This is a genomic window from Virgibacillus kimchii, assembly GCF_055379185.1.
Window position 1 is genome coordinate 3,981,542 of sequence record NZ_AP043951.1, and the last position, 20,884, is coordinate 4,002,425.

Annotated in this window: 14 protein-coding genes, 14 tRNA genes, 3 rRNA genes and 1 pseudogene; 26 read left to right on the forward strand and 6 right to left on the reverse strand. The window is 43.9% G+C overall.

All coding sequences use genetic code 11. The annotated features are described in order from the left end of the window. The first annotated feature begins 53 nt into the window (after positions 1-53). Positions 54-482, forward strand: coding sequence for a potassium channel family protein (locus tag ACZ42C_RS19365; RefSeq protein WP_461183100.1), 429 nt, complete (start codon positions 54-56; stop codon positions 480-482). 159 nt (positions 483-641) lie between these two features. Continuing rightward, positions 642-1,118, forward strand: a complete 477-nt coding sequence (bcp, locus tag ACZ42C_RS19370; protein ID WP_461183101.1) for a thioredoxin-dependent thiol peroxidase — start codon at positions 642-644, stop codon at positions 1,116-1,118. 170 nt (positions 1,119-1,288) lie between these two features. Here bcp and ACZ42C_RS19375 read toward each other — a convergent pair whose 3' ends face one another. Then, positions 1,289-2,635, reverse strand: a complete 1,347-nt coding sequence (locus ACZ42C_RS19375; RefSeq protein ID WP_461183102.1) for an amidohydrolase — start codon at positions 2,633-2,635, stop codon at positions 1,289-1,291. Positions 2,636-2,867: 232 nt separating this feature from the next. Between ACZ42C_RS19375 and ACZ42C_RS19380 the strand changes: the two genes are divergently transcribed. The 4 genes from ACZ42C_RS19380 to perR all read left to right on the forward strand — a co-directional run bounded on the left by ACZ42C_RS19380 (position 2,868) and on the right by perR (position 6,418). Next, positions 2,868-3,362: a sugar transferase gene (locus ACZ42C_RS19380; RefSeq protein WP_461183103.1), complete on the forward strand. Its 495-nt coding sequence runs from the start codon at positions 2,868-2,870 to the stop codon at positions 3,360-3,362. A gap of 122 nt (positions 3,363-3,484) precedes the next feature. After that, positions 3,485-4,432 (forward strand): D-2-hydroxyacid dehydrogenase, encoded by a 948-nt coding sequence (locus tag ACZ42C_RS19385; protein ID WP_461183104.1) that lies wholly within the window; start codon positions 3,485-3,487, stop codon positions 4,430-4,432. A gap of 2 nt (positions 4,433-4,434) precedes the next feature. Then, entirely contained in the window at positions 4,435-4,989 is a 555-nt protein-coding gene (locus tag ACZ42C_RS19390; protein WP_461183105.1) for a cob(I)yrinic acid a,c-diamide adenosyltransferase, read from the forward strand. Positions 4,990-5,974: 985 nt separating this feature from the next. Continuing rightward, positions 5,975-6,418 (forward strand): peroxide-responsive transcriptional repressor PerR, encoded by a 444-nt coding sequence (gene perR / locus ACZ42C_RS19395; protein ID WP_461183106.1) that lies wholly within the window; start codon positions 5,975-5,977, stop codon positions 6,416-6,418. 30 nt (positions 6,419-6,448) lie between these two features. Here perR and pabB read toward each other — a convergent pair whose 3' ends face one another. The 3 genes from pabB to ACZ42C_RS19410 form a co-directional block, all read right to left on the reverse strand. After that, positions 6,449-8,191, reverse strand: coding sequence for an aminodeoxychorismate synthase component I (gene pabB / locus ACZ42C_RS19400; protein ID WP_461183107.1), 1,743 nt, complete (start codon positions 8,189-8,191; stop codon positions 6,449-6,451). Continuing rightward, positions 8,172-8,768, reverse strand: coding sequence for an anthranilate synthase component II (locus tag ACZ42C_RS19405; RefSeq protein ID WP_461183108.1), 597 nt, complete (start codon positions 8,766-8,768; stop codon positions 8,172-8,174). Before ACZ42C_RS19405 ends, pabB begins: the two co-directional genes overlap by 20 nt. Positions 8,769-8,979: 211 nt before the next feature. Then, a complete protein-coding gene (locus ACZ42C_RS19410; protein ID WP_461183109.1) occupies positions 8,980-9,363 on the reverse strand; it encodes a DUF2614 family zinc ribbon-containing protein in 384 nt (127 codons plus the stop codon). Between the two features lie 314 nt (positions 9,364-9,677). Here ACZ42C_RS19410 and ACZ42C_RS19415 point away from each other — a divergent pair, with 314 nt between their 5' ends. From ACZ42C_RS19415 to ACZ42C_RS19500, 18 genes are all read left to right on the forward strand, one after another. Beyond that, positions 9,678-10,556, forward strand: a complete 879-nt coding sequence (locus ACZ42C_RS19415; protein ID WP_461183110.1) for a nucleotidyltransferase-like protein — start codon at positions 9,678-9,680, stop codon at positions 10,554-10,556. 625 nt (positions 10,557-11,181) lie between these two features. Continuing rightward, positions 11,182-12,747 (forward strand): 16S ribosomal RNA (locus ACZ42C_RS19420). A gap of 293 nt (positions 12,748-13,040) precedes the next feature. Next, positions 13,041-15,959, forward strand: a 23S ribosomal RNA gene (locus tag ACZ42C_RS19425). A gap of 159 nt (positions 15,960-16,118) precedes the next feature. Then, positions 16,119-16,234: ribosomal RNA gene (rrf, locus tag ACZ42C_RS19430) — 5S ribosomal RNA — on the forward strand. The 16S, 23S and 5S rRNA genes sit together here with 14 tRNA genes alongside, the layout of an rRNA operon. 15 nt (positions 16,235-16,249) lie before the next feature. Next, positions 16,250-16,324, forward strand: a tRNA-Asn gene (locus ACZ42C_RS19435). A gap of 3 nt (positions 16,325-16,327) precedes the next feature. Next, positions 16,328-16,419, forward strand: a tRNA-Ser gene (locus ACZ42C_RS19440). Positions 16,420-16,435: 16 nt separating this feature from the next. After that, positions 16,436-16,510 (forward strand) — tRNA-Glu (locus ACZ42C_RS19445). A 4-nt stretch (positions 16,511-16,514) separates the two neighbouring features. Further along, positions 16,515-16,590, forward strand: a tRNA-Val gene (locus ACZ42C_RS19450). Positions 16,591-16,758: 168 nt separating this feature from the next. Further along, a tRNA-Met gene (locus ACZ42C_RS19455) sits at positions 16,759-16,835 on the forward strand. 106 nt (positions 16,836-16,941) lie between these two features. Then, positions 16,942-17,018 (forward strand) — tRNA-Asp (locus ACZ42C_RS19460). A 31-nt stretch (positions 17,019-17,049) separates the two neighbouring features. Then, positions 17,050-17,125 (forward strand) — tRNA-Phe (locus ACZ42C_RS19465). 20 nt (positions 17,126-17,145) lie between these two features. Continuing rightward, positions 17,146-17,230 (forward strand) — tRNA-Tyr (locus ACZ42C_RS19470). Between the two features lie 11 nt (positions 17,231-17,241). After that, positions 17,242-17,315: transfer RNA gene (locus ACZ42C_RS19475), tRNA-Trp, on the forward strand. Positions 17,316-17,326: 11 nt separating this feature from the next. Then, a tRNA-His gene (locus ACZ42C_RS19480) sits at positions 17,327-17,402 on the forward strand. 19 nt (positions 17,403-17,421) lie between these two features. Beyond that, positions 17,422-17,496: transfer RNA gene (locus tag ACZ42C_RS19485), tRNA-Gln, on the forward strand. 3 nt (positions 17,497-17,499) lie between these two features. Further along, positions 17,500-17,571, forward strand: a tRNA-Gly gene (locus tag ACZ42C_RS19490). A gap of 17 nt (positions 17,572-17,588) precedes the next feature. Further along, positions 17,589-17,662 (forward strand) — tRNA-Cys (locus tag ACZ42C_RS19495). A 16-nt stretch (positions 17,663-17,678) separates the two neighbouring features. Then, positions 17,679-17,764 (forward strand) — tRNA-Leu (locus tag ACZ42C_RS19500). Between the two features lie 213 nt (positions 17,765-17,977). On the opposite strand, the gene ACZ42C_RS19505 is transcribed toward ACZ42C_RS19500, so the two are convergent. After that, positions 17,978-18,838 carry a DUF421 domain-containing protein gene (locus ACZ42C_RS19505; protein ID WP_461183173.1) on the reverse strand — a complete coding sequence of 287 codons (861 nt, stop codon included), beginning with the start codon at positions 18,836-18,838 and terminating at the stop codon, positions 17,978-17,980. A gap of 89 nt (positions 18,839-18,927) precedes the next feature. Here ACZ42C_RS19505 and ACZ42C_RS19510 point away from each other — a divergent pair, with 89 nt between their 5' ends. Beyond that, positions 18,928-19,263, forward strand: a complete 336-nt coding sequence (locus ACZ42C_RS19510; RefSeq protein ID WP_461183172.1) for a DUF4363 family protein — start codon at positions 18,928-18,930, stop codon at positions 19,261-19,263. A 238-nt stretch (positions 19,264-19,501) separates the two neighbouring features. Here ACZ42C_RS19510 and ACZ42C_RS19515 read toward each other — a convergent pair whose 3' ends face one another. Further along, on the reverse strand, positions 19,502-19,960 hold the full coding sequence (locus tag ACZ42C_RS19515; RefSeq protein WP_461183171.1) for a ferritin-like domain-containing protein: 459 nt from the start codon (positions 19,958-19,960) through the stop codon (positions 19,502-19,504). Positions 19,961-20,125: 165 nt separating this feature from the next. Between ACZ42C_RS19515 and ACZ42C_RS19520 the strand changes: the two are divergent. Further along, positions 20,126-20,662 (forward strand): annotated as a pseudogene (locus ACZ42C_RS19520) (cupin domain-containing protein); the annotation flags it as partial. Positions 20,663-20,884 lie beyond the last annotated feature (222 nt).

Consider the following 20,884-nt stretch of genomic DNA (forward strand, 5'->3'; position numbering starts at 1 on the left):
ACGTACTTTGGCATAGATATATTAATAGTATAGAAATGAAGGAGCAGCAGTGTATGTTTATTATTCCATGGTTCATTCTCGGTACGGTCGCCTTTATCGTCATTAAAAGCCTGATTGATTTTATCCGTGGAGGAAAATTGCGGGAAATGCGGGATGCCGGCTTCTCGCTGGACTTATTTTATTCTCTCGTTATTATATTTGTGATTGTCATCATCGGTTTTGGTCTCATTTATTTTATTCTTTCTTTTCAGGGCATTATTCTTGTCGAACATGGGGAATTAAGGCAGGTAAGTATTGCAGGGTCTATTATTCATTCGCTCTATTTCAGCGGAGTTACCATGTTGACGATTGGCTATGGGGATATTACCCCGATTGGAATTGGAAGACTTATCGCTGTGATTCAGGCACTGATCGGATATATATTGCCGACAGCCTTTGTACTTAGGTTAGTGCAGAGGGGACAAAGAGATAGAAGCGAATGATTCATGTTTGATTGTGAAAATATCTCTACACTCTATACTGATCATGACGGTGACCTCATTGCTTTGGAAGGGACAAGGCCCGGGACAGAGGCGTGAAAAATGTCAGGCGCCCACTCTCTATGCTATAGTTATGGATATAGATAGTTTGGAGGGATTTGGATGACTGTGGAAGTAGGAAAAGAAGTAAAAGATTTCACACTGAAAAATCAGGACGGTGAAACCGTAAATCTGTCCGATTTTAGAGGAAAGCATGTTGTTCTCTATTTTTATCCAAAGGACATGACACCCGGATGTACAACAGAGGCCTGCGATTTCCGTGATTCTCATGAAAAGTTCGGGGAGCTGAATGCCGTTATAATTGGCGTCAGTCCGGACCCGGTGGAAAGTCATCAAAAGTTTATCGACAAGCATGACCTGCCATTTATGCTTTTGGCGGATGAAGACCATAAAGTGGCGGAGGACTTCGGTGTCTGGAAGCTGAAAAAGAACTTTGGCAGAGAATATTACGGCATCGAGCGTTCCACGTTTATTATTGATAAAGAAGGCAAGCTGCAGAAAGAATTCCGCAAAGTCCGTGTAAAAGGTCATGTGGAAGAAGCGTTGGAGTATATCCGCGAACAATTATCCGAAGTATAAGGTGACAGGGGTGAAAAGGCAGTCTGGTAAAAGGCTGTCTTTTTGCTTTGAAAAATATGGGTAAGGTGCTTATCATACCATTTATGGATTCAAAAGGCTAATGAGCTAATTCGTCCACGCAGATAGATCAGTGAGAATTTCTATCTGCGTGAACCCCTTCCATACTGCTGTTAAATCCCGGCCTCATATACTTTTCCATCCCGCAATTCATCAAAGGTTTCCTTTGCTTTTTCCAAAATATTATCCTTATTGATAAGCAAATCATAAGCAGAAAGTGCCATGCTGCTTGCTGCAAGGTGCATTCCTTTGTAACCAATTTCCGTGCCGAATGAAGCCGTTGCCTGCCAGGAATGCAATGCCGTTCCTTTGGGAGCACACGTGGTGGTGATCATGCCCATCGGTACTATCCAGCTCACATCACCTACATCGCTGGAACCTGACATGGAAGCGCCCTCTTTATAAGGTTTAAAAGAAACAGAAGTCCGCAGTAATTCTTCCACAGGTTTACCCGCACTCGGTAAAGTTTTGGCGAGTTCCTCTGCAAACTGATATTCTTCTTCTGTATAAACAAGCGGCTTGCTTTCGAGCATGTTTCGATACATTAATTCATTTAACGAGTTATTCGGCAGTGTTTCATATGGAAATGCCAGCACTTCTGAGTCCACCTCGGTATCATTGATCAGGGCAGCCCCTTTGGCAATGTCCTTGACTCTCCGTAGAATTTTCTCCACGTCTTCTTTGGAGCTTGAGCGGAGAAAATACCAGACAGAGGCCGTTTCCGGTACGATATTCGGTGCCTGGCCGCCATCAGTAATCGTGTAATGCATGCGTGTTCCGTCCGGTACATGTTCACGCAGATAATTGACGCCGATATTCATAATTTCCACACTGTCCAGGGCGCTTCTGCCGGATTCCGGTGATGCAGCAGCATGGGCAGGTTTTCCTTTAAAGTGAAACTTAATCGATACCATGGACTGCATACTTTTATACATGGCGGCATTCCTTGTCATGGGATGCCAGGTTAAGGCACAATCAAGATCATTAAAAACACCTGCTTTAGCCATATAAGTTTTCCCGGATAAAACTTCTTCTGCCGGACAGCCGTAATAGCGGATGGTACCCTGCATATCATCTGTTTCCATTTTTTCCTTCAGAGCAATGACTGCTTCCACACCGGCAGTTCCAAGCAGATTGTGGCCGCATCCGTGGCCGGGTCCATTTTGTTTCATTTCCTCTTTTACCGGCACTGGCTTTTGGGAAAGACCGGGAAGTGCATCAAATTCACCAAGAATGCCAATGACCGGTGCTCCCTTTCCGTACTCAGCAATAAATGCAGTATCTAGATTATTAATTTTTTTTTGAACGGAAAAGCCTGCTTCTTTTAAAGCATCCATTTGCAGCCTGCTTGCATACGCTTCCTCAAAAGCAATTTGCGGGTTGTCCCAAATATTTTGCGCCATCTCAGTGAACGTGTGTTTATTTTCCTCCATCCAGTCAACGATCGTTTCCTTGCTCATTGCCTTCACTCCTTATAAATATATGACTTTTCAGTTAAATTGTGTAAAAATCTACAACCAGTATGAACAACAAACAAAAATACTTCTCTGCCAAGTATATACTAAAAGTTGGACAGTTCTCACCCTCTAAAACCAATCGCAATAAATTCTTCCTCTCCTGTGTAATATACCTGTCTTTTTTGAATAAATTTAGTAAAAGGATAAAGCATGATAGTGGGGGGGAGGAAATAAATTGCCGGAAAAAAAGAAGACGGCCAACAAGAAAGAATACCGGGTGTTAAAAAGAATGATGGATATCCTGCTTGGTATCATGCTGGTGATTATTCTGCTGCCGGTATTTTTCAGCATTAGCATAGTCATCTTTAAAAGAGAGGGGAGGCCTATTTTTCAGAGGGAACCCTCTATAAACCGTAAAAACATACCCTTTACTTTATGGCAGTTTCGTACATTGTCCAACCCTTCCCGGTTAATTACTGCATTCCCGCCTTATATGTATCCGCGCCGGCAATCATTACGGAATTCAGGAAGGGATAGCTTTAGAATGGTGACAGCTACCGGCAGATGGCTGAAAAAGTATAAACTCGACCAACTTCCATTGTTATTTCATGTAATCAAAGGAGATGTAAGTTTCTTTGGAAAAAGGAGTGAACCCAGTAGTCACATCGACCCTGCTTCATGGCAGGCCAACCTGGTACGAGAAACCCCCTCTGAATTTACTGAACAGTAATGACTGTCATAAAAAATGACCACGGAAGAAGTGTTTTTAATTTATACATACCTTCCTATTGTTCATTCCGGCGAAAAACCTTTATGATAGAAAGAAGAGGGTGAACAAGGAGGGGATCTATCATGATACTTTTTTCTGCAAAAATTTCACAAAAGCACAAAGATGCATTAAAGGAAAAATACCCGGAGCAGTCATTTGTTTTTTGCGATAATATGAATGGGGCCAAAGCGCATTTACCCGAAGCGGAAATTCTCGTTACATATGGGGAGGATCTTCATGCTGACTTAATAAAAATTGCTGACAAGCTGAAGTGGATCATGGTAATTTCTGCAGGGATGGAAAAAATGCCGTTTAAGGAAATTGGAGAAAGAGGAATATATGTGACAAATGCACGCGGCATCCATAAAACACCGATGGCCGAGTATGCCATCACCATGCTGCTGCAGGTGCTTCGCGAGACGCAGACCTTATTGAATAATCAAAAGGAGCATATATGGGACCGCACGGTGCGAATGCAGGAGTTAAAAGGAAAAACAATGCTTATTCTCGGCACTGGAGCAATCGGCCAGGAAGTGGCACGTCTTGCCCGGGCTTTTGGGGTTACGACAGTAGGTGTATCCAGAAGTGGGAAAGCTGTCACTCATTTTGACGAAAATCATCAGACGAAGGATTTGGAAAGTCTGCTGCCGCATGCTGATCTTGTCGTTTCCGTCCTGCCCAGCACAAAGGAGACAGTAGGACTGTTTACGTATGATTATTTCGAGCAGCTGCCGAATCACAGTATCTTCCTCAACATGGGAAGAGGGGACCTGGTTAAAAGTGAAGTACTTTTAAAAGCCATCCAAAACAGGGAAATTTACCATGCCATTTTGGATGTGTTTGAACAAGAACCACTACCGGCGGACCACCCATTATGGAAGGAAGAAAACATAACAATTACACCTCATCTGTCAGGAATGTCGAAACATTATGTGAGAAGGGCATTGGCTATCTTTGATGAAAATTTGCAGGTTTACCTTGATGGCAAAGATGATTTTGTAAATAAAATAGATGTAACCAGGGGGTATTAATCATGGCACGAATATACACACGTTCAGGAGATAAAGGACAGACATCTCTTGTTTATGGCAGAAGAGTTGCAAAAAATGATATCCGTGTGGAAGCATATGGAACATGTGATGAAGCGAACTCCATGATAGGGTGGGGACTCAGTTTTTTGGACAAGGAAGATTTTGCAGGCAAGGATAATTTTATTGAAAAAATGCACTGGGTACAGACAATCCTTTTTCACGTCGGTGCAGAGCTGGCAACACCAACAGATAAAGAGGTGGCTTGGAAACTCAAGGAGGAGCATATTGAAGAATTGGAGAATCAAATTGATGCATGGGATCAGGAACTGGAACCGTTGAAACAATTTATATTGCCATCTGGCCACAGTGCTTCCAGTGCACTTCATGCAGCGAGGACGATTGCCAGAAGAGCGGAGCGCACAGCCATTGGTGTGGAGGATGTGAACCCGCTCGTTGTGTCTTATTTAAACCGGCTTTCCGACTTTTTATTTGTTGGGGCCAGATATGTCAACCAGCAGCTGGGTGGAGAAGAACGGCCGCTCATCACAGATATTTAGAGGGCTGATGAACCCCTTTCAAGTGCATGAATAGCGAAAAAACCTCCAACGATGTACCCGATGGTGGTTCTCAAGTACATAGTTGGAGGGAAATCGCTCGTCCGTGTATCCGATGGAGGTTCTCGAGTACACGGTTGGAGGAAAATTACTCGTTCATGTACCCGATGGAGGTTCTCGAGTACACGGTTGGAGGGAAATCGCCTGTCCGTGTACCCGATAGAGGTTCTCAAGAATACGGTTGGAGGGAAATTACTCGTACATGTATCCGATGGAGGTTCTCGAGTACACGGTTGGAGGGAAATCGCCTGTCCGTGTACCCGATAGAGGTTCTCAAGAATACGGTTGGAGGGAAATCGCCTGTCCATGTATCCGATGGAGGTTATCAAGTACACGGTTGGAGGGAAATCGCCTGTCCGTGTACCCGATAGAGGTTCTCAAGTACATGGTTGGAGGGAAATCGCCTGTCCATGTATCCGATGGAGGTTCTCAAGTACACGGTTGGAGGGAAATCGCCTGTCCGTGTACCCGATAGAGGTTCTCAAGAACATGGTTGGAGGGAAATCGCCTGTCCATGTATCCGATGGAGGTTCTCAAGTACACGGTTGGAGGGAAATCGCCTGTCCGTGTACCCGATAGAGGTTCTCAAGAACATGGTTGGCGCTCACATCTCCAACGATGCGTCCAAGAAAGCTTTCAAACACATGATCCGAGGGGAAATTGCCCATCCATATGCCTTGATCAATCAGCGATAAAACTTCATTTGCTGTGCCGATTTCGCCTACGCGCCGAGCAATTTTTCATTCAAGTACAGCATAAATGAATTTTTTAAAGAACATACCACCATGTCTACCTGATTCTCATTCTTCCTTTAAAAAATATTCTTTATTTGACACATGTCACATATAGAGCGTAAACTATTTATAAAGATTATAAATTAATAATTTTATTGATATAGTATATAGTATCGGAAGAGAGGTGGATGACGATGTCTGAAAAGCGTTTACAGGAAGCGATGGACACCTTGAAAGAATCAGGCGTCCGGATTACACCCCAGCGCCATGCAGTGCTTGAATATCTTTTAAACTCTATGGTTCATCCAACAGCCGACGAGATTTATAAAGCCCTTGAAGGAAAATTCCCTAATATGAGTGTTGCCACAGTATATAATAATTTACGCGTATTGCGTGAAATCGGACTAGTGAGAGAACTGACCTATGGGGATGCTTCCAGCCGGTTTGATTGCAATACGGAAGAACATTATCATATAATTTGTAATTCATGCGGCAAGATCGTTGATTTTCACTACCCTCCTTTGGATGAAGTGGAATCATTGGCTGAACAGGTAACCGGGTTTGAGGTAAGCCATCACCGCATGGAAGTTTACGGGAAATGCGAAGATTGCCAAACTACGGCTACAAGACCGCAATAATAATTCATTTATGAAAAAATCCAAATGTGATTATGCATTTGGATTTTTGTTTATCTCAACAGGAATCCATTTACGGACGCTGTTAATAAACCATATATTTTTGCATGCCGGCAACTGATCCACTTTGATGATTTTTTCCTTGATCTTCCCTTTTTTTAACAAGGCCCTTCTATAAGTACCATTCAATAAACCACAGGAAACAGGCGGCGTGTAAAGTGCCCCGTTTAATTCAACGACCAGATTTCCCATCGTAAACTCTGTTAATTCTTCCTCTTCATTCCATAACAATACATCAAATTTCCCTTCATGCTCCGCCAATTTGCTCTTATACACTGCACGATTCGTTGTCTTATGATAAAGGAAAATATCGTTTCGTTCGACCGGCGTTTTGGCGAGTGCAGCTTGGGCGGTGGCATTCATCTGCGGTATTTCCTGAGCTTCCAGTGTGATCTCTCCATCCTTGGCCAGCAGCAGGCGAATTTTCCAATCTCCTTTTTGCAGTTGCTTCTTATAATCGAGCAGTTCTTTCTCTATCTTCTCTATATTTACTAGGAAGTGAAAGTATTCTGCTGATTGCTGCAGTCTTTCCATATGCTCTTGTAAAACCAGATACTCACCATCCCGGCAGCCAATTGTTTCCAATAAATGAAAATCCGGACATGCTTCTTGCAGTACTTTCGCTTTTGTCAACATTTCCTCATACTCCTCCTGATTATCGGAATTCCAGGTAATCCCGCCGCCAACGCCATATTGGGCGATATTCGAATGATGATCAATCATAACCGTGCGAATGGGTACATTAAAGATGGCTTCCTGTTCGGGGGTAATAAATCCGATAGCCCCGCAATATACTTCCCGCGGTTCTTTCTCCAGCCGGTGAATGATGTTCATCGTACTTATTTTTGGGGCACCGGTAATGGAACCGCACGGAAACAAGGCTTTAAAAATAGCGGCTATGTCTATTTCCTCTGGAACTTCCGCCGTTACAGTGGATGTCATTTGGTGAACTGTCGGATAGGATTCAATGGAAAAAAGCTTCGGCACCTGTACAGTTCCCGTCTTGGCGATCATCCCCAGATCATTTCGCAGTAAATCTACAATCATTACATTTTCCGCCCTGTTTTTCTCCGAATGATACAGCCAAGCTGCTTTTTCCCTGTCTTCTTCCGGTGTCATACCCCTGGCTGCGGTTCCTTTCATTGGTTTCGTTGTCAACTTTCCATCCTTTAGATGAAAGAACAATTCGGGGGAAACGGATAATATGGAAAAATCGCCTATATCGAGATAGGCACCGTAATTGGCTGCCTGCTTTTGGGCTAAATGGTTGTAGTATGCTTCTGCGTCTCCGCTGAAACGGGACTCCATGCGAACCGTGTAATTTACTTGATAGGTGTCTCCAGCTTCAATAGCTTTTTTTATGCTTTCTATATTTTGACAGTATCCTTCATGGCTGATCTGTGTTATCCAGTCTGTTGTATGAAATTTTTTCATATCTTTGGTTTCTCCGGTAGCAGGCTGCTGAAAAATTCCAAACCATACAAGCGGCATCCGATGATTTTTATGTACTTGAAAGGCTGGATCGAATGCAGGAGAAGCTTCGTAGGATAAATAACCGGCAGCATAAAACCCTTTATTTACAGCGTTCTGTACTTTTTTCAGGGCGGGTACTACTTCATCTGCAGTTTCTGCCAAAATGACGGTTTCCGGATTTTTAAATAAGAAAGGCCGTTTATTACCTTGATCATCAATAAAATCAAATTGAAGCTTTGGCATTTTTATTCCTCCCTTTCCCGGCAAAAAAATTTCGCAACAAATTAATGCCATGCTCCGTTAAAATGGCTTCCGGATGTGCCTGTATTCCCTCAACAGGGTACGACTTGTGCCGTAATCCCATAATTTCCCCATTGTTGGAAAAAGCGCTTGCTTCCAGACACCCAGGCAATGTATTTGAATCCACAATCAGGGAATGATACCTCGTCACCGACAGCGGATTTTTCATGGATTGAAAAATACCTTTGCCATCATGTCGAATGGGAGAGACCATTCCGTGCATTGGTTGTTTTGCTTTAATGATTTCCGCGCCAAAGTATTGAGCAATAATCTGATGACCAAGGCAGACGCCAAGTATCGGAATATGCGGATGAAAATGATCAGTCAGTTCCAGGCTGATCCCTGCGCCATCGGGATTGCCTGGCCCCGGTGAAAGCAAAATATGGGAGGGTTTTATGTATTCAATTTCTTCTATTGTAGTTTCCGTATTTCTTTTCACCATTACGTTTAGATCTAACTGCCGGATATACTGTACGAGGTTATATGTAAAGGAATCATAATTGTCGATGATTAATATCATTGTTATACCTCTTTTCCGATAGGTATAGTAATTGGCTGTTGCTGCAGACTTTTTAACGGGTTGATGGGAAACATAAGCAGTAGCATTCTTAGAAAAGCTGGTTTGTTGCCTAGCATCTGCCAAGAAAAAAATCCGTAATCATATACGGATTTCCTGTTAGCAGTGAAGAAGTTTGATTTGTAAGGGAAGCAGAGTCCCCGGGTTCCGGTTTCTATTGCTTCTCTTTTTCCTTCTTTTCTTTGGTGTAGCGCCGTGTATTATATTTTTCATCAAATTCCTTGCCTTCTAAATCTTTATCAAGTGTCAGCGGCTGTTTGCAATGCATGCATGCATCCACACGGCCAAGCATCTTCGTATGTTTCTCACAGCTTGGACAGACGATGGGTACTGCTTTAAGAGAGAGCGTGCCGATGAATAAGTAAACAACACAGCTCAATATCACCATCAGGACACCGAGCGCAAAGAATGTAAACATCAGCCATTGAGTTCCGCGGCTCAGCAGTCCGCCATACATCAACAGGATCCCGCCAAAGATCAATAACAGGGCAAAGGTTCTTATTTTGTTTATTTTACTGGAATAAACTAATTGTGCCATGCTGGTCCTCCTTCAATATTTCACTATGTAGTATAGCATATTTTTAGTAAACCTCTCCAATTTTAGACGAGCAATTAAATAAAGCTGCCAAAAAACTAAAAGATTCCTATTCTCCTCATTCTGTGACTGTTGTTTATTCTTTCGTAAACAGACTTTTTTTCACTCTTTGTTTTTTAAAAGACTATTCATTCATTGTAAATGACAGATTTTAAAGGCAGTTTTGCGTAAGTTTATTAAAATTTTGTTACAGAAACAGGATTTCATCCAGTTGTAACGAAATATATTAAAGACAAATGATTTGGAGGAGAACTATTATGGATCATCATCTGCTTCCTTTATATAAAGATTATGCAAATGACTTAAATACATTAGGTATTTTAATGATGGAAAAAACAGAACCAAACAGCCCTGTTACCGATGGGTTTGATGTCATTCTTTTAATTATCGTGAAGGATATAAATCGAACGTGGTACGTCAAACATTACGAAACAGAGGGAAAATCCGTAGCTATGCATGTTGTAAATGAAGGGCTCCTTATGAACTGGGTTGATACCAGCGGGTACCGTCGGGCAGTCGAATGGATCATTTACGGAAAAGTGCTGCTTGATAAAGGGGAGTATATCTATGAGTTGAAAAATCAATTGAGGGATTTTCCTGTGCATAAAAGGGAACTGCGAAAGACAATTGAATTTGGGAAGCTTGTTAAAAGCTATAATGAAGCAAGGTATTTATTTGATATGGGAGAATGTAAAGATGCGTACAGTAAAATTTTATACTCCCTTCATTATCTGGCCAGGCTGGCGGTAATTGAACAAGGATATTATCCGGAGGTCACGGTATGGAGACAGCTGCGGCAAATTGATATGGAAGTATACAAATTATATGAGGAGTTTATTGATAGTCAGGAAGATATGGAGAAGCGGGTTCAGCTCATGTTGATTGCCATGGATTTTGTTATTAGCTCCAGAGCGGCGGATTCAGTAAGACATTTACTTAATATCATGCGAACAAGGGAAAGTGCATGGTCATATGCGGAGCTGAAGTCTATGCCGATGGTGGAACCATACTCTTTGGATTTGAATGCGATTTTCTCCTATCTGATGGATAAAAAAATTATTCGTTCGGTAAATGAGGAATGGAAAGAGGCTGGATTCCATGAGCGAAAATATACGGTAATTGATCAGGAACATTAAGCAGGGTTATTGCATAGTTACTATATAGTGAAATAACTGCGGGGGATTTGAATTTTTTGTAATCCCCCGGTCCAGCTGGATGTTTTGAAGGCGAGACAGATAAAGAATAATAAACTTTAGTGTTTGGTGAACTTTAAGATATGGATTTAAAATAAAATGGGAGCTAACTTTTTAGTGTCGAGGATTTAATGTAGACTGTGACTGATAAATTGCAGGTTATGAGTGTATTAATTTTACCGTTGACTTTGCTGTTGAACCATGATAAAGTAAATAGCGTCGTCAAAAGAGACGGCATGAATTACCGACAGCAAACAGAAAATTGTTCTTGACTCTCAGTTGGTGATTATGCTATTATATAAAAGTCGCCAATTTGAGCGGGCGAATGTTAACAGAAAAAACATGTTGACATAAGTTGCTTAAGGTGATATAATTAAATCTTGTCACGAAATAAGTGGCATCCAAAAATTTGCTCTTTGAAAACTGAACAAAACAACCAGTATGTAAACAGATGTCAGGAAAGCAGTTGGAGGTCGGACGTAAGTCCGGCTGAGGAAGACTAGTTAACCCTGTATCAATTTTTGAAGCTAAGAGAAGGTAGTGGATTGGTGTCCATTACATTCAAACTTTTATGGAGAGTTTGATCTTGGCTCAGGACGAACGCTGGCGGCGTGCCTAATACATGCAAGTCGAGCGCGTGAAGCAGGCAGATCCCCTTCGGGGGTGACGCTTGTGGATCGAGCGGCGGACGGGTGAGTAACACGTGGGCAACCTGCCTGAGAGACTGGGATAACCCCGGGAAACCGGGGCTAATACCGGATAATACTTTTCTTTGCATGAAGGGAAGTTGAAAGGCGGCCTTTGGCTGCCGCTCACAGATGGGCCCGCGGCGCATTAGCTAGTTGGTGAGGTAAAAGCTTACCAAGGCGACGATGCGTAGCCGACCTGAGAGGGTGATCGGCCACACTGGGACTGAGACACGGCCCAGACTCCTACGGGAGGCAGCAGTAGGGAATCATCCGCAATGGACGAAAGTCTGACGGTGCAACGCCGCGTGAGTGATGAAGGTTTTCGGATCGTAAAGCTCTGTTGTGAGGGAAGAACAAGTGCCGTTTGAATAAGGCGGCACCTTGACGGTACCTCACCAGAAAGCCCCGGCTAACTACGTGCCAGCAGCCGCGGTAATACGTAGGGGGCAAGCGTTGTCCGGAATTATTGGGCGTAAAGCGCGCGCAGGCGGTCTTTTAAGTCTGATGTGAAAGCCCACGGCTTAACCGTGGAGGGTCATTGGAAACTGGAGGACTTGAGTGCAGAAGAGGAGAGTGGAATTCCACGTGTAGCGGTGAAATGCGTAGAGATGTGGAGGAACACCAGTGGCGAAGGCGACTCTCTGGTCTGTAACTGACGCTGAGGTGCGAAAGCGTGGGGAGCGAACAGGATTAGATACCCTGGTAGTCCACGCCGTAAACGATGAGTGCTAGGTGTTAGGGGGTTTCCGCCCCTTAGTGCTGAAGTTAACGCAATAAGCACTCCGCCTGGGGAGTACGGCCGCAAGGCTGAAACTCAAAAGAATTGACGGGGGCCCGCACAAGCGGTGGAGCATGTGGTTTAATTCGAAGCAACGCGAAGAACCTTACCAGGTCTTGACATCCTCTGACCACTCTGGAGACAGAGTTTTCCCTTCGGGGACAGAGTGACAGGTGGTGCATGGTTGTCGTCAGCTCGTGTCGTGAGATGTTGGGTTAAGTCCCGTAACGAGCGCAACCCTTGATCTTAGTTGCCAGCATTAGGTTGGGCACTCTAAGGTGACTGCCGGTGACAAACCGGGGGAAGGTGGGGATGACGTCAAATCATCATGCCCCTTATGACCTGGGCTACACACGTGCTACAATGGATGGAACAAAGGGCAGCGAAGCCGCGAGGCCAAGCAAATCCCACAAAACCATTCTCAGTTCGGATTGCAGGCTGCAACTCGCCTGCATGAAGCCGGAATCGCTAGTAATCGCGGATCAGCATGCCGCGGTGAATACGTTCCCGGGCCTTGTACACACCGCCCGTCACACCACGAGAGTTGGTAACACCCGAAGTCGGTGAGGTAACCATTTGGAGCCAGCCGCCGAAGGTGGGACCAATGATTGGGGTGAAGTCGTAACAAGGTAGCCGTATCGGAAGGTGCGGCTGGATCACCTCCTTTCTAAGGATATATAACGGAACATCTGACTTTGTCAGATGAAAACATACTGTGTTGTTTGGTTCAGTTTTGAGAGAGCAAAAGCCTCTCAAAGGATCTTCTGTTAAAACCCGCCACGTCCTGGGACTGCGCATGAATGCTCGTCCCACCGGAAACATTTGTGGCGAACACAGAAGTCACCACATCCTGTGGAAGCTTGTACCTTGAAAACTAAATAAGAGTAACAACGACATCAATAACATTTGATTGTAAGCGAAGGCTAATAAAATTAGTGACGCTTATTCATTATAAAGCTTAGTTAAGTGAATAAGGGCGCACGGTGAATGCCTTGGCACTGGGAGCCGATGAAGGACGGGACTAACACCGATATGCCTCGGGGAGTTGTAAGTAAACTTTGATCCGGGGATTTCCGAATGGGGGAACCCACTGTTCGTAATGGAGCAGTACATCTATCTGAATACATAGGGTAGATGAGGCAGACCCGGGGAACTGAAACATCTCAGTACCCGGAGGAAGAGAAAGCAAAAGCGATTTCCCAAGTAGCGGCGAGCGAAACGGAACGAGCCCAAACCGGAAAGTTTACTTTCCGGGGTTGTAGGACACTCCATTGGAGTTACCAAGAAATTCTTTAAACGAATCGGTCTGGAAAGGCCAGCCACAGAAGGTAACAGCCCTGTAATTGAAAAAGAGTTTCCTCCGGAGTGGATCCTGAGTACGGCGGAACACGAGGAATTCCGTCGGAATCCGGGAGGACCATCTCCCAAGGCTAAATACTCCCCAGTGACCGATAGTGAACCAGTACCGTGAGGGAAAGGTGAAAAGCACCCCGGAAGGGGAGTGAAACAGAACCTGAAACCGTGTGCCTACAAGTAGTCGAAGCGCGTTAATGCGTAACGGCGTACCTTTTGTAGAATGGACCGGCGAGTTACGATCGTATGCAAGGTTAAGTGGAAGACACGGAGCCGCAGCGAAAGCGAGTCTGAACAGGGCGAAGTAAGTATGCGGTCGTAGACCCGAAACCGTGTGATCTACCCATGTCCAGGGTGAAGGTCAGGTAACACTGACAGGAGGCCCGAACCCACGTATGTTGAAAAATGCGGGGATGAGGTGTGGGTAGGGGTGAAATGCCAATCGAACACGGAGATAGCTGGTTCTCTCCGAAATAGCTTTAGGGCTAGCCTCAAGTGTGAAGTACCGGAGGTAGAGCACTGATTGGACTAGGGGCCCTCACCGGGTTACCGAATTCAGTCAAACTCCGAATGCCGGATACTTTTGCTTGGGAGTCAGACTATGGGTGATAAGGTTCATAGTCGAGAGGGAAACAGCCCAGACCGCCAGCTAAGGTCCCAAAGTATACGTTAAGTGGAAAAGGATGTGGAGTTGCCCGGACAACCAGGATGTTGGCTTAGAAGCAGCCACCATTTAAAGAGTGCGTAATAGCTCACTGGTCGAGTGACTCTGCGCCGAAAATGTACCGGGGCTAAACGTATCACCGAAGCTGCGGATTGTTCTTACGAACAATGGTAGGAGAGCGTTCCAATGGCAGAGAAGTCAGACCGTGAGGACTGGTGGAGCGATTGGAAGTGAGAATGCCGGTATGAGTAGCGAGAAAAGAGTGAGAATCTCTTTCACCGAAAGCCTAAGGTTTCCTGAGGAAGGCTCGTCCTCTCAGGGTTAGTCGGGACCTAAGCCGAGGCCTAAGGGCGTAGGCGATGGACAACAGGTTGATATTCCTGTACCACCTCATGAGCGTTTGAACGACGGGGTGACGCAGAAGGATAGGGAAAGCGCACGGATGGAAGCGTGCGCCCAAGCAGCAAGAGAGTCAGGCAGGCAAATCCGTCTGGCAATCTCAAGCTGTGATGGGGAGTGAAATATAGTAGCGAAGTTCCCGATTTCACACTGCCAAGAAAAACCTCTAGTGAGTTCATAGGTGCCCGTACCGCAAACCGACACAGGTAGGCGAGGAGAGAATCCTAAGGTGAGCGGGAGAACTCTCGTTAAGGAACTCGGCAAAATGACCCCGTAACTTAGGGAGAAGGGGTGCTTCTTGCATGAGAAGCCGCAGTGAATAGGCCCAAGCGACTGTTTAGCAAAAACACAGGTCTCTGCGAAGCCGCAAGGCGAAGTATAGGGGCTGACACCTGCCCGGTGCTGGAAGGTTAAGGGGAAGTGTTAGGGTTTTACCCGAAGCACAGAACTGAAGCCCCAGTAAACGGCGGCCGTAACTATAACGGTCCTAAGGTAGCGAAATTCCTTGTCGGGTAAGTTCCGACCCGCACGAAAGGTGCAACGACTTGGGCACTGTCTCAACGAGAGACCCGGTGAAATTATACTATGCGTGAAGATGCGCATTACCCGCGACAGGACGGAAAGACCCCGTGGAGCTTTACTGTAGCCTGATATTGAATGTCTGTACAGCTTGTACAGGATAGGTGGGAGCCTTGGAAGCGTGAGCGCCAGCTTACGTGGAGGCACCCGTGGGATACCACCCTGGCTGTATGGACCTTCTAACCCAGGGCCGTGATCCGGTCCGGAGACAGTGTCAGGCAGGCAGTTTGACTGGGGCGGTCGCCTCCCAAAAGGTAACGGAGGCGCCCAAAGGTTCCCTCAGAATGGTTGGAAATCATTCGCAGAGTGTAAAGGCAGAAGGGAGCTTGACTGCGAGACCTACAAGTCGAGCAGGGACGAAAGTCGGGCTTAGTGATCCGGTGGTTCCGCATGGAAGGGCCATCGCTCAACGGATAAAAGCTACCCCGGGGATAACAGGCTTATCTCCCCCAAGAGTTCACATCGACGGGGAGGTTTGGCACCTCGATGTCGGCTCATCGCATCCTGGGGCTGTAGTCGGTCCCAAGGGTTGGGCTGTTCGCCCATTAAAGCGGTACGCGAGCTGGGTTCAGAACGTCGTGAGACAGTTCGGTCCCTATCCGTCGTGGGCGTTGGAAGTTTGAGAGGAGCTGTCCTTAGTACGAGAGGACCGGGATGGACACACCGCTGGTGTACCAGTTGTTCCGCCAGGAGCATAGCTGGGTAGCTACGTGTGGAAAGGATAAGTGCTGAAAGCATCTAAGCATGAAGCCACCCTCAAGATGATACTTCCCATCATTTTAAATGAGTAAGATCCCTCAGAGACGATGAGGTTGATAGGTCCGAGGTGGAAGCGTGGTGACACGTGGAGCTGACGGATACTAATAGATCGAGGACTTAACTAAACTAAAATATGTCGTTCTATGCTCTTATTTAGTTTTTAAGGTACAAAATTATACATAATCATGTAATTTCACTTGATTTTTTATGAAAAACAATTATAATAATGGTTGTCACTGAATTTGTCGGTGACTGGTTGGAAGAGATCATATCCTTCCCAAAGGCCTGGTAGCAATAGCGGAGAGGTCACACCTGTTCCCATGCCGAACACAGAAGTTAAGCTCTCCAGCGCCGATGGTAGTTGGGGCTTTGCCCCTGCAAGAGTAGGACGCCGCCAGGCTGGATAAATTCCTTTTCCACAGTAGCTCAGTGGTAGAGCAATCGGCTGTTAACCGATCGGTCGTAGGTTCGAATCCTACCTGTGGAGCCACATGGAGAGCTGTCCGAGTGGCCGAAGGAGCACGATTGGAAATCGTGTAGGCCGTTATCGCGGCCTCGAGGGTTCGAATCCCTCGCTCTCCGCCACTTTTAAAGTATAATTGGCCCGTTGGTCAAGTGGTTAAGACACCGCCCTTTCACGGCGGTAACACGGGTTCGAATCCCGTACGGGTCACCAACACGGAGGATTAGCTCAGCTGGGAGAGCACTTGCCTTACAAGCAAGGGGTCGCAGGTTCGAGCCCTGCATCCTCCACCATTAATTAATTCATATCGCGGGGTGGAGCAACAACGTTACTCCTACCGAATAAACCGCGAGTAACCTCGAAGCATTACGCATTATTGAATAAGCTGTCAGATGCAGAGGTTAATATTTTAAGGAATCACCAAGTAAAGGTACACAGGTTAATTAAATATTTACTCACACCGCGGGGTGGAGCAGTCTGGTAGCTCGTTGGGCTCATAACCCAGAGGTCGCAGGTTCAAATCCTGCCCCCGCAACCAAATTATTCCAACTAACTACGTCGAATATGCATCATTGCTAGTTGGAAATCAGTAGTGCTGCAAAGTACAACCAAGATGCTCTAATTTAATGTAGTATGATTAATAAGGTCCGGTAGTTCAGTTGGTTAGAATGCCTGCCTGTCACGCAGGAGGTCGCGGGTTCGAGTCCCGTCCGGACCGCCATATATATTGATTAACATTGACAATATAATACGGCTCGGTAGCTCAGTCGGTAGAGCAAGGGACTGAAAATCCCTGTGTCGGCGGTTCGATTCCGTCCCGAGCCACCATTTTATTGTATTTTTGTTTTGGAGGGGTAGCGAAGTGGCTAAACGCGGCGGACTGTAAATCCGCTCCCTCAGGGTTCGGGAGTTCGAATCTCTCCCCCTCCACCACTTTAAATAGTAGGGGTATAGTTTAATGGTAAAACGAAGGTCTCCAAAACCTTTGATGTGGGTTCGATTCCTACTACCCCTGCCATTTTCTATATGGCGGCCGTGGCGAAGTGGTTAACGCACCGGATTGTGGCTCCGGCATACGTGGGTTCGATCCCCACCGGTCGCCCCATATAAAATTATTATATAATTGGGCCATAGCCAAGCGGTAAGGCATCGGGTTTTGATCCCGTGTATCCTAGGTTCGAATCCTAGTGGCCCAGCCAGATGCGGAAGTAGTTCAGTGGTAGAACACCACCTTGCCAAGGTGGGGGTCGCGGGTTCGAATCCCGTCTTCCGCTCTCTTGTTATTTAACATGGCGGTATAGCCAAGAGGTAAGGCAGAGGACTGCAAATCCTTTACCACCGGTTCGAATCCGGTTACCGCCTCCAATATATTATTGCATATGCCGGTGTGGCGGAATTGGCAGACGCGTGGGACTCAAAATCCCATGTCCTTTGCGGGACGTGTCGGTTCGACCCCGACCACCGGTATTATATCCACGAAAATATATAAAAAAACAGGGTTATCCCTGTTTTTTTTAATTTTGTTTAGTCTATAAATGATAAGTTGTATACATAAAAATAAACAACGATTGAAATCAGTTTCTGAATAATTATCGGCACAAAATTTATTACAACTGAATAATAATTGTCCTGAGTAAGGTTACGCAAAGTATTAAATTCATTCAGCAGCGTGTTAATATATTATTTTAAAAAAGGTAAAACTTCTTTTAATAACTTATCTAATTTATAAGCTTGCTCCGTGTACATTTTCTTAGCTTGTGGATTTTCTGTTTGCAATGCAAAATTTTCAAGATCTGCCTGTAATTTTTTTAAATTTGCGCGAATCAGCGCTTTTTCCTCTATAGGATCTAACTTATTATTATCCTCATATAAATCAATATATAACTGTCCATGAGAATCAATCTGGGCCAAAAAGACGTCTCTTATGTCACTGGCACCTTGTTTCTGGACTTCTCCGCGTAACCACTCGATTGTATATCCTAATTTTTTCATACTCTTATTCATGACAATTCCATCCATTATCAAAATAGTAGGACCATGTTCTTGTTCAACCAGGATATCTAACATTTTTGCATTTACTGGTTGTTTATCTGTTTTAAGCATAATACTTAATTGACCATTCGTTTCCAAAACAGCCATTTCCACATCAGATACTTTAAAGACATTCTTTTCTCTTAAAAGCAGCATTAATTCATTAAGATTTAGGAGATTTTTCTTCATGTTTTTCTCTAGAATTTCTCCGTTCTTTATTAAGATGGTTGCTTTTCCATCTGTCAGGTTGGAAAAAGTATTTGATTTCATTCCCAAATATGCTAATAAAATAGGGAATAACCCCCAGATAAATAACGACATTACCCCGTTTAATGCTTTAACATTCTGATCAACAGACATCGTTGCAGCAATAGAACCTATCGTTATACCAACACAATAATCAAAAAAAGTAAGCTGAGAAATTTGTTTCTTTCCCATTATTCTTGCCATCAAAAATAATATGAGGAAAGCTGCTATAGAACGGATTATTATTAAAATAAGCTCTGGCATTTGTGTTTCCACCTTTTACAAATACTATAAACTTTATTATTGGTAAATATAAGAATATAAATTCATTGTATTAAGGAGAGACACACATATTGAGAAAAATTATTATTTATACTTGTCTTTTGTTACTGCTGACAAGTTGTGAAATTATGGTTGGTGGAGATGTTTTTTTTAAGCAAATTAACGAAATGGAGAATGGATTAGAAGATCCAAATTGGGAGGAAGCTATAGTTCAGGCGAAGGAATTAAAGGAAATTTACAAAAATAATAAATGGAAAATTCAATTACTGGGTGATGAAGACGAATATGAGAGTTTATATGAAAGCATAAACAAGTTAATTACAGTGACGAAAGAGAAAGATCTTATGAACACAAGATTGGAATTAGTTACGATCCACACGTATATTGAAGATATTTATTCATTATAATCAACATATTTTCCTGAATAGGTTAAATCATATTTACTAACTAATATATTCTTTAAATAACAGGAAACGTAGTATTTTTATTATACAGGAGAGTCTACATTGTATGTATGCACTTTAAAAGAAGTTGTAATTGCTTCACAGAATGTAATCCTACATTTACGTCAAATGAAATGTGACGATCTGTTTGAAAAAATTATAAGAGCCGAACTCGTTATAATTGGAGAACGGCTTTTCTAATTTAGTTTCTGGCTAGTCCTCGTTCAAATGCTGCGAGATGGTTAACTGAGGCGTTGCGCAGCTGGGTAAAAACGATTTGCACATCGTTTGGAATATTTAGTGATAAGAATCTATCATACATTGCAATATTGTCTATTTCCCCTTGAACGCTAATTGCATATGCTGATTTTATATTTTCTGGTGCAGTAACAAAGGAGTAGGATAAATCTTGTGGAAGTGGAACTTGGTAAAGATAAAAAAGGGGTAGCAATGCATCGATATGTCTCATTTCTGCTTGTTGTATTTGAGCAAATGTACGAATATATCCGAAGGTTTCCAGGATATTATTATATCTGGCCTGAGCCAGATATTCGTCTTGAATGGCATAGGTCAACATTTGAGGTAAGGTTAATGTTGGGGCATTTAATGCTCCTGCAGCACCATAATTTTCAATTTGACGAAATGAATTGGAATAATACATATGATTCTCCTCCTAAGGTTTAGCTCTTGTTTATCTTATGATCCTTTTCGGGCTATCGTTCATATGACATTATCTGTATATTATTATCCGGAACCAGGAAGGTAACGTACATTTATTGGGCATTATGCATAGGATATTTGTGACAATTATGAAGGAGTGAGAAATATGTATTCATCACCTTATATGTATCCAGTTCAATATGTACCAATGGCTTACGTACCGCAATACCCTCCATATTGGGGCTATCCGCAGGCAATGGAAAACCGGGATCCAATGCAAGTAGAAAGTAGAGCAGAGAAATTGGGAGATCAGGGAAAGCAACCATTTGTTATCAATATTGAAGAGGCTGCAAAACGAAACCGTAATTTCCGCACTGCAATATGGACTGGAAATAACTTATAGGTTACTTTGATGAGTATTGGAGTTGGAGAAGATATCGGTTTAGAAATTCATCCGGATGTGGATCAATTTCTTCGTATTGAACAAGGCGAGGCTCTTGTTCAAATGGGTGATACGCAAAACAATTTGACCTACGAGAGAAGAGTTACTGAAGATTATGCCATCATGGTTCCTGCTGGTAAGTGGCATAATTTGACGAATACCGGAAATACACCGTTAAAGTTATATACTATTTATGCGCCTCCAGAACATCCATTTGGAACGGTACATCCAACAAAAGAAGATGCAATGGCCGCAGAAGAAGAAAATGGAAAACAAATTGTTTTTAGGAAAACTCCAGATGAATGGGTTCAGCATACGGAATTTCTAGTGAAAGAAGGGTTAGAGGATATAAAAAGAGGAATAAATGCTACACATATCCTTCAGGAATTTATACTAATGGGTGTTCTTGTTGGAAAAGGTTATTCCCCTGAAAGAGCGTATGAAACGGTAGAAGAGTGGGAAAGAACAGGAGATTCAAAACTT

What these genes read in the sequence shown, in the direction of transcription:
- ACZ42C_RS19365 (WP_461183100.1), top strand. Translation starts at nt 54, where the DNA reads ATGTTTATTATTCCATGGTTCATTCTCGGTACGGTCGCCTTTATCGTC.
- bcp (WP_461183101.1), top strand. Translation starts at nt 642, where the DNA reads ATGACTGTGGAAGTAGGAAAAGAAGTAAAAGATTTCACACTGAAAAAT.
- ACZ42C_RS19375 (WP_461183102.1), bottom strand. Translation starts at nt 2,635, where the DNA reads ATGAGCAAGGAAACGATCGTTGACTGGATGGAGGAAAATAAACACACG.
- ACZ42C_RS19385 (WP_461183104.1), top strand. Translation starts at nt 3,485, where the DNA reads ATGATACTTTTTTCTGCAAAAATTTCACAAAAGCACAAAGATGCATTA.
- ACZ42C_RS19390 (WP_461183105.1), top strand. Translation starts at nt 4,435, where the DNA reads ATGGCACGAATATACACACGTTCAGGAGATAAAGGACAGACATCTCTT.
- perR (WP_461183106.1), top strand. Translation starts at nt 5,975, where the DNA reads ATGTCTGAAAAGCGTTTACAGGAAGCGATGGACACCTTGAAAGAATCA.
- pabB (WP_461183107.1), bottom strand. Translation starts at nt 8,191, where the DNA reads ATGCCAAAGCTTCAATTTGATTTTATTGATGATCAAGGTAATAAACGG.
- ACZ42C_RS19405 (WP_461183108.1), bottom strand. Translation starts at nt 8,768, where the DNA reads ATGATATTAATCATCGACAATTATGATTCCTTTACATATAACCTCGTA.
- ACZ42C_RS19410 (WP_461183109.1), bottom strand. Translation starts at nt 9,363, where the DNA reads ATGGCACAATTAGTTTATTCCAGTAAAATAAACAAAATAAGAACCTTT.
- ACZ42C_RS19415 (WP_461183110.1), top strand. Translation starts at nt 9,678, where the DNA reads ATGGATCATCATCTGCTTCCTTTATATAAAGATTATGCAAATGACTTA.
- ACZ42C_RS19505 (WP_461183173.1), bottom strand. Translation starts at nt 18,838, where the DNA reads ATGCCAGAGCTTATTTTAATAATAATCCGTTCTATAGCAGCTTTCCTC.
- ACZ42C_RS19515 (WP_461183171.1), bottom strand. Translation starts at nt 19,960, where the DNA reads ATGTATTATTCCAATTCATTTCGTCAAATTGAAAATTATGGTGCTGCA.